Here is a 9,236-nt window from a genome sequence, read left to right on the forward strand (position 1 = left end):
ACAAGGCGCAGCAGGACAAGGTCGTTTCCTACATCGCCGCCGGCAGAGAGGAAGGGGCGACGCTCGCCAGCGGCGGCAATGTGCCCTCGCTGCAAGGCTTCGAAGGCGGCTTCTTCATCGAGCCGACGGTGTTCACCGGCGTGACCGACGGCATGCGGATCGCGCGCGAGGAGATCTTCGGGCCGGTGATGAGCGTGCTCAAATTCGACAGCGAGGACGAGGTGATCGAACGCGCCAACGACACCGACTTCGGCCTGGCGGCGGGCGTGTTCACCCGCGACCTGCCGCGCGCGCATCGTGTGATCGCCGAGCTGCAAGCCGGCACCTGCTGGATCAACGCCTACAATCTGACGCCGGTGGAAATGCCCTTCGGCGGCGTCAAGCAGTCCGGCATCGGGCGGGAAAACTCGCTGGCGGCGCTGGCGCACTATTCGCAGCTGAAGGCGGTCTATGTCGAGACCGGGGATGTGGCGGCGCCTTACTGAAGTCGGCTTTCGATCGTGAAAGATTCATGGCTGGTAGGATGCGTAAGCTGAATATCCTTCGACCTTTCCGCCATTCTTCCTGACAAGAGCGGCAAGCACTTTGGCAATGGTTTCGTCGTTCTGATCGAGGTGAGAAATCAACACTCGAATATTTGATTTCAACCCGCCTCTCAGCGCCCCGCCCAGTCGAAACAGTCCGCTTCTAACTGGCACAGGTTGCGCAAGTCGCAGGTAAACTAGGAGCGTACCCCTGAATGATTGGACCCTAATGGATTCAATTGCGCTCCACGGCACCGGCTCATGCAATTGACGCCTATCCCACAACGTTTCCCTGGTGAGAATGAGCAATGGGACCGGATTCGCCGCATCCAAAACCACCCTTACAAACATTCCGACGAACAGGACGCTGACAAAGAGGCATCCGAATACTTCAGCAGCCCACGCCACTCGATCGAGCGAATTTCCAGCTTGCCAGTTTTGGACGGCAGAAGAATAGTACTTCACTGAGGAAGACAGTGCCAACGCGGCGGCGATCCCGAAAAGGGGAGCGTACCAACTAAAGCGGCCACGGGCCTCTAAGGGAAGGTCTATCCTTCGCGGCGCAACGCCCTGCGTCTTCCAGAGAGTTGTATCGCCCGGAACTTCTACAAATTCGCCGGTGTCCGCTTCTCTCAAGCCTCACCTCTTCTCCGCCGTCCCATCCAGATACTGCATCAGCGCGCAAACGAGGTGATAAAAAATGCTGGCCGGCACATCGGTCGCCATCGAGCGGCCGCGCTCGTCGATGCGGTCGATCCAGAGGCCGAGCGGCGCCGGGTCGATGTGCCAGCGGAACAGCCGGCCGACGCGCGCCTCGATCTCGGGCTTGAGGTCGGGCCCTCCCGCGCCATTGAGCGCGATCGCCGCCTTCACCGCTTCGGCCTGCGGCCAGCTGCGCGAGACCGTGTCGAGCGGGAGGCCCTGGCGCGAGACCGCTCCATAGGAAAGACCGGTGGCACGGTTGAGGCCGTTGGCGACGGCCGATGCATAAAGCTTGCGGGCGAAACCATTGAGGTCGGTCTGGCCGCTGCGCGCGGCGAAATCGATCAGCAGCGAGGCCCATTCGAAATGATGGCCGGGCTCGGTCCAGCTGCCCTTCTCGCCCGCCACTGGCTTCCAGCTATCGTCGAAATATTCACCCAGCGTCCAGCTCTCGGCGTCGAAGAAATGGCTGCGGAAGAGGTCGATGATGCGCGAGGCGCGGCGCAGATAGGCGCGCTCCCCGGTCGCCTGGTGCCAGGCCAGAAAAGCCTCGAGCAGATGCATGTGCGGATTGGAGCGCCGCTCGCCTTCGCCGCCAGACGTGTCGAGGAAGCCGGTCATGCGGCTGTCCTCGAGATGGGCGTCGAGGAAGGCAAAGGTCTCCTCGCCGAGCCGCAAGGCGTCGGAATGGCCCGAAATATGGGCGTGCGCCAGCGCTAGAAGCACGCAGGAATGGTCGTAGGCGTCCTCGACCGGATCGGCGACCGAGCCGTCGACATTGAGCGTGCGCACCCAGCCGCCTTTGTCGGTGCGGCCCCGGCCTGCCATGAAGTCAAGGCCATGAGCGATCAGCCGATCCGCCGGGCCGTCCCAGCCGCGCTCCTTGGCGACGGCGAAGGCATAGATCTGGCGCGCCTGCGTGCGCATGCGTTTCGGCTTCATCAACGGCGCGGTGTCGAAGCCCAGCGCCTCATGGAAGCCGCCATGGCGCTCATCGACGCCTGACCTCGACCACAGCGGCAGCGTCTCCTCGAACAGCCAGTGCCGAACGCGGCGCCGCCAGGCGCCGCTCTCGATGACGCGGTCATGCGCCGGCGTGAACCTCGTCTCCAGCCGGCCGGATTTCTCCAGCTGCTCGACGATCTTCTTGACGTGCTGGCTGTGGCTGACCGGCGCCACGAAGGTGGCGTCTGCCGTCGAGACGATGGCCACGTCCTTCATGCCGATGGCCGACAGCAGCCGGCCGTCGCCGCGGATGTAGGAGTTCTCGCAATCGATGGCGACGACATCGCCGAGGATGACGTTACCGTGGCTGTCGGACGGGCCGACATCGAGCAGCGACTGCCACGAACCGAGATCGTTCCAGCGGAATCCGGCCGCCACCATGGCGATGTCCTTGGCCCGCTCCATGATAGCGTAGTCGATCGAGGTCGACGGGATCGCCGAGTAAAGTTCCAGCGGCATGTAGAGCCCGGAAAGATCGTTGGTCGCCGCGTGATAAGCGGCTTCCGTCGCCTGCCAGATCCTGGGCTCGAAGGCGGCGAAGGCATCTCGCATGGCGCCGGCGCGAAACAGGAAAATGCCGGTATTCCAATAGAAGCTGCCGGCGTCGAGATAAGCCCGCGCGGTGGCGAGGTCGGGCTTCTCGACGAAGCGCGAGACGTCGAACACGCCGTCGCGATCGGCCGCGACCTCGATATAGCCATAGCCGATTTCGGGCTGCGTCGGCTTAATCCCGAACACCACCAAGCGACCGGTTCTCGCCGCCGCAGCACCCGCTTCAACGCTCCGCCAGAACTGCCGCGCGGTGGAGATTTCGTGGTCGGAGGGCACCACGAGAACAAGCTCATCGCCAAATTCGGAGAGGGTGCGCAGGCTGGCAAGCGCCACGGCAGCGGCGGTGTTGCGCCCCGTGGGCTCGAACAATGGGCCGCCGCCGGCGAGATCAATGCCGGCAAGATCGGCATGGACGCGGTCGGCATGGCGCTCCGATGCGATGAGAAAGATCGGCGTCTGCCCTTCAGGCCGCGCGGCCAGCCGGCGCAAGGTCTTGGCCAGCATCGAACCGTCGCCGGAAAGGTCGTGGAATTGCTTGGGATTGTCCTCGCGCGACAGGGGCCATAACCGCGAGCCGACGCCGCCGCTCATGACGAAACTGACGATGCGCTGGCTCATGGCTGCCCTGTCAGAAGGTCTGGTTGTAGGCGCCGACTTCGGGACTGCGGCGCAGCACGGCGTCGACGGCTTCGAACATCTGCCGGCGCCGCTCGGACGATACCGGGCTCTCCACCACCACGACAAGCTCGGGCTTGTTCGAGGAGGCGCGCACAAGGCCCCAGGTGCCGTCCTCCGCAACGACGCGCACACCGTTGACGGTGATGAGCGTTACGATCTTCTGGCCGGCAAAGTCAGCACCTTCGCGGTGCATCGTCTGAAAATCCGCCACGACGCGGTCGACCACGCCGTACTTCACCTCGTCGGGGCATTGCGATGACATGGTCGGCGTACCGTAGGTCAGCGGCAACGCGCGGCAGAGATCGGCCATCGAGCTCCGCGGATTGCGGTCGAGCATCTGGCAGACGACGATCGCGGTGATCAGCCCGTCGTCATAGCCGCGGCCGATAGGCGGGTTGAAGAAGAAATGCCCGGATTTCTCGAAGCCGGCGACGGCACCCAGCCCGGCAACGCGGCGCTTGATATAGGAATGGCCGGTCTTCCAATAGTCAGTTGTGGCGCCGTTCGCCCTGAGCACATGATCGGTGGCAAAAAGCCCCGTCGACTTGACGTCGACGACGAAGGCCGAGCCCGGATGGAACGATGAAATATCGCGCGCGAGCATAAGCCCGACCTTGTCGGCGAAGATCTCGTTCCCCTCGTTGTCGACGACGCCGCAGCGGTCGCCGTCGCCATCGAAGCCCAGTCCGACATCTGCGCCCGTCTCCAGCACCTTCTCGCTGATGGCACGCAGCATCTGCATGTCCTCGGGATTGGGATTGTAGCGCGGGAACGCATGGTCGAGCTCGACGTCGAGCGGGATCACCTCGCAGCCGACACGCGCCAGCGCTTCCGGCGCGAAGGCGCCAGCCGTGCCGTTGCCGCAGGCGCAAACGACCTTGAGCTTTCTCGAGATGTGTTTGCCCTTGGTAAGATCATCGACATAGAGCTCCCGGAAACCGGACATGAACTCGTAGGCACCGTCGCCGCGGAGGTCGAAGTCGGCTTCGAGCACGATCTTCTTCAACGCGCCCATCTCTTCCGGACCGAAGGTGAGCGGCCGCGCCGCCCCCATCTTGACGCCGGTCCAGCCATTCTCGTTATGCGAGGCGGTGACCATGGCGACCGAGGGTGTATCGAGCGCGAACTGCGCGAAATAGGCCATGGGGGACAAAGCCAGGCCGATATCCTTCACCCGGGCGCCCGCCGCCATCAGGCCGGAGACCAGCGCCAGCTTGATCGACAGCGAATAGGAGCGGAAATCATGGCCGGTGACGATATCCGGCCCAACGCCCAAGCGCCGGATCAGCGTGCCCAGACCCATGCCGAGCGCCTGGACGCCGATCAAATTGAGCTCCGGCGCCTTGGTCGAGCCGGGATGGCCGACCCACCAGCGCGCATCATATTCGCGAAAGCCCGACGCCTTGATCAGCGCCGAGGTCTCGAATTCGAAGCTGTTGGACCGGGCTTCGCCAACAATCGTGAAGGTCAATGGTCGAAACTCCAGAGAGCCGGAATGCCGATCTGTAAAGGGCGCGGCTTATCACGAAAGCCTTTAAGCCGGTCTTTATCCGACGGCTAAATCGCATGCCATCCGGGCAAGCTGGGTGAAAGCCGAGAAATGCGACACAAGTGCAGCCATTGACGCTTGCAGGATCGGAAAGTGGCGGCTATAAGCCCGCCGTCTGGTCACGGAGTGTAGCGCAGTCTGGTAGCGCACATCGTTCGGGACGATGGGGTCGCAGGTTCAAATCCTGCCACTCCGACCAGAAAAAACAATCAGTTAGCTTCCTCTCGATTTTACCTCCCACCTGATATCCCACCTGAAACTCAGGGTCAGGCCGATGACGGTCGTCGCCCTGCTGGCTTCAGAGGTCAAAGCGTATCGCCCTGCGGCGCTCGGCCGCGAACGTTCCGACCAGCGACTGCAGCTCGCCATCCGGCTCCTCGCTCCCGATCGCGCGCAGCGCGGCTACGCCGGCCTTGATCGACACCGGCCCGGGGTCGGCCGCGAGCAGAGCCTCAAGCGCGCGTTCGAATTGGTCGTTCGTCAATTCGGACCTTCCTCCTTCCAAACCGGCACCGGTTGATCTTAATCGCCACCAGGCGCCGGATGCGCAAGCCGACGCCTTCGCGGCCGGTCGGGACGAAGGCCTCGACATCGAGCATACCGTGGTCGACGCCGTTCTCGCATTTCATGCGGTAGGCGAGCGAGTCGACGTCGACATCGCCGAAGATCTGGATCAGATCCGACGGATGGTAGTTGTGCTGCCGCTTGCAACAGCGGCACCGCACGCGCACCAGGCGCATGGTGTCGTTCAGGCTCGACAGCGGAAAGTCCCGTCGCTTTGGGCCGTAGGTCTCTGGCATGGGAACAAATGAGGAACATTTTCCTTGATCGTCAAGACCGCCTGTGGAATCTTTTAGGTATGTCTCCCAAGTCACACAGAGCAGAATGCCATGCCAACTCGCTATTCGATCGAGACCTGTCCCGACGACGCGAAGGTGCTGCACATGAAACTCAACGAGGCCGCAGAAAATGGGGGCCGTGTGGTCAATGTCATTTGGCAGCCGGAACGTGAAATCACCAACCGTGAATTCCCCGACGACCTGAAGGTCTGGGTCGAATCCGGTTACATCATCATCCTCGAGTATTTCGAACAGGATCCGGCGAATGAGCGATGAGCCGACACGCCCCGGCGAGGCTGTCCAGACACACGAGCGAGGTCCTCTCGGTCATGTCTGCGAGCACCAGGGCTGCGAGAAAGATGCCGGCTGGGGGTTTGCTCGCCCGAGACAGCCGTCGCACTGGTTTTGTTTCGAGCACCGCGGCGAAGGGGAACGCTACCTGTAGAGCGGCAAGGATTACAGGTCAGACGCGCCGGGCACCTTTTTTCGCCAATCTGAAACCTAATCAGCGGTCTCGCGTTGCCTCGTCACCTTTCGATATCATGGGAGCGACAATGCAAGGTTTGAAGCGGTCGTGTTGGAAGGAAGACTACGACCTAGACGAGTTTGCGGGCAGGCACGGTCTGACAATCAGACAGGCCGAAATTGTGATCCAGAGCAACGGCCCATCTAAGCACAAATGCGATCTCGCTGCCGCGGCATTCAAGGTCGCGCTCGAACAGTGCAGGCACTTGCGTGAGAAGAGGCGCGAGGCTCCCGGGCATGTCCGCGAACCCTCGGGCGATCTGAACTAATAGCTCTCCGGCCTCACCGTCTCGACCGCGAGCGACCCGGCTGGAAGCGGCAGCAGCAGCTCACGTTCGGGCCTTGTCAGGTTGAGCCAGGCGGACCAGTTCTCCGGCTGAAGAATCACGACCTGACGATTGTGATACAGTGCGACGTCCGGCCCAGGATCTGTCGTCAGCATCGTGAAGCTGGGCGGCTTGTTGCCGGCCGCCTCCCGCCAAAGCCCCGCAATTGCCATGAACGGCCCGCCGTTCAGGGTGAAGCGGTGTCTCGCTTTCGGATATTTCGTTCCCGTGAATTCGAAGAATGCGGAAGCGGGAACCAGGCAGCGCTTGCTGTTGCCAAACTGTCGGCCCTCGGAGCGGAAATTGAAAACCGGCCCGCCTTTGGGACCGGCCGGCGGAAAGCCGAATGTCATCGAGGCCAGCTCGATTGCATCGCCGGCAACGCGCATTATCGGAGCCGGGTCGTTGACGCGGATGTCGTCAGCCTGCGGCAGATCGAGCTCGGTCTGATGGATTGGGATCTTTAGAGCCAGCGACTCCATCAGTCGGCAGTACTCTGCCCAAGCGACATGCTGCTCGTAGTCGTTGCACATACCGGTCTCGCTACAGTCCTGCGCGGTTTCTGATCTCCGAACGAGGGAACCTCCGAGCGGAACGGTTCTTTCAGTGGTACCCAGAGAGGTCAACAAATGTGCGGCGGCATCTTCGCCGCTTTCCTATCCTCCGCTCTTGCCAACAGCCTGGACAGATGCACTTCGTGAAGGTCCTGCATGCGTTCGAAAAGATCGAGCAGTTCGAGCGCCTTGTCAGTAGGCAATTCGAGGCGTTCTAACACGGCTACGCGCTCGCGCTGCTGGGCGATGTGTCGTCTGCCTAGACTAACGTGTCCCCGCACCATCTCAATGTCGTCAGCAAGCGTCATCAGTCGTAACGGCGTAATGATCGACCCGTTCCGCTTCTGAGCGAGACCGATCTGGACGCCTCACGAGATCCAATCCCTTCCTAACTTCCCAACTCGCCGGGCGAGGCCCCCAACAACAACCTCAAGCCCGACGAGCTTACCGGGATCAACCGGCAATGGCTTGGTATGCGAGCCCGGTCCCGGCGAATTTGGTGTCCCGAAATGGGACCCGTGGTGTTTAAGGGCGATTGCCGGGCCGCCTCTGGAACGACATCGGTACCCTGACGTTATGCGCGATGCTTCTCCACGATCATATCAGCATGTTGCAGCGGCTCGTTCGACACGGCGAGTGGCACATTGCGCGTCAGCGCGAGCGGATTGCCCGATTGAGGAGCCAAAACTTGCCGACGGCGGACGCCCTGAGATTCTTAAGCCTATTGGAAGAAGTTCACGCCTTCCGGCGAAAACACCTTTCGCGACTGCTGTCGAAGCCGACCGGTTCACAAGCCGGCTCGGTGTTTTCGGCGAAGACGCAGCTGATCTCTATTCCTGAGCCCGTGCTCCGGCTCGGGCTGGAGCTGGAGGAAGCACTTAAAGAAATCTTCAGCGGGTCGGCGGCCAAACCTGCCAAGGGCAGGCTTCACTAGCCGCGGACCCTCTCGCCATTCCTCCGAAGACGGGCCCGGGTCGCTCAAACGCCTTCTCAAGTTCTCCGAAAACCTGATGGCGAAGGGAGTCAAGACAGCCGTCGGTGATAGACATTCGCCCCTCGATCAGTTCTTGCTGCGTCCAGCCGTTACGGTCATCCAGACCGCCACAAATGGAAGAGCCCGCTCGCGAGGGGAGGTCGAGTGGGCTACGCTGCTTGCTTATCAGACGGCTCGATAGAACTGGGACAACGAACCGTGCCGCGGGGGGCCCAACCGCTTACCGGTCCGGATGTTCCCGTTCGGGACAGAGAAATCGGAGAGACGGCGCTGGGCTCGGCTTAGGACAGGGCGACCCGGCCTGCGTGCGGGGGAGTCGGGGGACGACTTGAGCGGAACAGGCCGGGCCTCTTACCCCGTCACGGGCCGGGGCAGATATAGATTATGTGCCCCTTTGCAGCGACTGACATTAACATTTCTAAGGCTTAGCTAATAAAAAGCCGAGCAGACAGCTCTCAGGGTGCCGGACTGCGGCGTCGGGGACCATAGCTGGCAGGCCGGGCCTTTGGCCCCGTTTGGGCACGGGCAAGTCTGCAGCGCCGCCTTTCGCCGCTGACACCAGGACTTTAAGCGCTAAAAGCCGGTCGCAGCCAACGAGCGTACGCGACGGGCTTCATGTTGCCACCTGACGGCTACACCCCAAAGGGATCGCTGCCTGTAGGTCCAATTCACGATGTCGTGAACAAAACTTCAGCAACTGCTTGGCGACGCGATTGGACGCCCCGATGCATCGAGAGCACTTGTCGATGCTGCTGCGCAGCGCCGAAAGCGGATAGAAGGAACATTCTCGCCTCGTCAGTCTTTCCTTTTAGTCCGGAGAGAGGAGGAGAACCATGGCGGACGACAAAAGCAAACGCGATTCGCGCGATCGCGACCGTGTGTCGGGGGATCAGGAGTATGAGGTCGGCTACTTCGCCAGCAAGTTCGGACTCTCGATCCCTCAGGTCCGCGAGCTGATCGCCAGGCATGGAAATGACCGCGAGACCCT

The 9,236-nt window shown here is 61.9% G+C and carries 11 protein-coding genes and 1 tRNA gene; 5 read left to right on the forward strand and 7 right to left on the reverse strand.

Features of this window, described 5'->3' with window-relative positions:
• On the forward strand, window positions 1–485 hold a 485-nt coding region (locus EOA60_RS08125; RefSeq protein ID WP_128311223.1), incomplete at its 5' end, for an aldehyde dehydrogenase family protein.
• Between the two features lie 24 nt (window positions 486–509).
• Here the strand turns inward: EOA60_RS08125 and EOA60_RS08130 are convergent.
• From EOA60_RS08130 to EOA60_RS08140, 3 genes are read right to left on the reverse strand one after another with little or no spacing between them, the layout of a single operon-like run.
• Window positions 510–1,160, reverse strand: a complete 651-nt coding sequence (locus EOA60_RS08130) for a hypothetical protein (RefSeq protein WP_127335512.1) — start codon at window positions 1,158–1,160, stop codon at window positions 510–512.
• A 3-nt stretch (window positions 1,161–1,163) separates the two neighbouring features.
• Entirely contained in the window at window positions 1,164–3,401 is a 2,238-nt protein-coding gene (locus EOA60_RS08135; RefSeq protein ID WP_095823751.1) for an AGE family epimerase/isomerase, read from the reverse strand.
• Between the two features lie 10 nt (window positions 3,402–3,411).
• Window positions 3,412–4,932: a phosphomannomutase/phosphoglucomutase gene (locus EOA60_RS08140; RefSeq protein WP_095823752.1), complete on the reverse strand. Its 1,521-nt coding sequence runs from the start codon at window positions 4,930–4,932 to the stop codon at window positions 3,412–3,414.
• Between the two features lie 200 nt (window positions 4,933–5,132).
• Here EOA60_RS08140 and EOA60_RS08145 point away from each other — a divergent pair.
• Window positions 5,133–5,209, forward strand: a tRNA-Pro gene (locus tag EOA60_RS08145).
• A 99-nt stretch (window positions 5,210–5,308) separates the two neighbouring features.
• Here the strand turns inward: EOA60_RS08145 and EOA60_RS08150 are convergent.
• Window positions 5,309–5,494 (reverse strand): hypothetical protein, encoded by a 186-nt coding sequence (locus EOA60_RS08150; RefSeq protein WP_127335513.1) that lies wholly within the window; start codon window positions 5,492–5,494, stop codon window positions 5,309–5,311.
• Entirely contained in the window at window positions 5,463–5,810 is a 348-nt protein-coding gene (locus EOA60_RS08155) for a hypothetical protein (protein ID WP_127214790.1), read from the reverse strand. The genes EOA60_RS08150 and EOA60_RS08155 overlap by 32 nt, the downstream gene beginning before the upstream one ends.
• A gap of 90 nt (window positions 5,811–5,900) precedes the next feature.
• Here EOA60_RS08155 and EOA60_RS08160 point away from each other — a divergent pair, with 90 nt between their 5' ends.
• A complete protein-coding gene (locus tag EOA60_RS08160) occupies window positions 5,901–6,125 on the forward strand; it encodes a hypothetical protein (RefSeq protein WP_127214792.1) in 225 nt (74 codons plus the stop codon).
• A gap of 514 nt (window positions 6,126–6,639) precedes the next feature.
• Here the strand turns inward: EOA60_RS08160 and EOA60_RS08175 are convergent.
• Window positions 6,640–7,233 carry an SOS response-associated peptidase family protein gene (locus tag EOA60_RS08175; RefSeq protein ID WP_127335515.1) on the reverse strand — a complete coding sequence of 198 codons (594 nt, stop codon included), beginning with the start codon at window positions 7,231–7,233 and terminating at the stop codon, window positions 6,640–6,642.
• An 89-nt stretch (window positions 7,234–7,322) separates the two neighbouring features.
• Window positions 7,323–7,562, reverse strand: coding sequence for a hypothetical protein (locus EOA60_RS08180; protein WP_127214800.1), 240 nt, complete (start codon window positions 7,560–7,562; stop codon window positions 7,323–7,325).
• 275 nt (window positions 7,563–7,837) lie between these two features.
• Between EOA60_RS08180 and EOA60_RS08185 the strand changes: the two genes are divergently transcribed.
• A complete protein-coding gene (locus EOA60_RS08185) occupies window positions 7,838–8,188 on the forward strand; it encodes a hypothetical protein (protein ID WP_128311226.1) in 351 nt (116 codons plus the stop codon).
• Between the two features lie 893 nt (window positions 8,189–9,081).
• Window positions 9,082–9,236 (forward strand): DUF3606 domain-containing protein (locus EOA60_RS08190; RefSeq protein ID WP_128311228.1); only part of this gene is annotated, 155 nt, incomplete at its 3' end.

Source organism: Mesorhizobium sp. M1A.F.Ca.IN.020.06.1.1, assembly GCF_004023265.1.
Classification (GTDB): domain Bacteria; phylum Pseudomonadota; class Alphaproteobacteria; order Rhizobiales; family Rhizobiaceae; genus Mesorhizobium.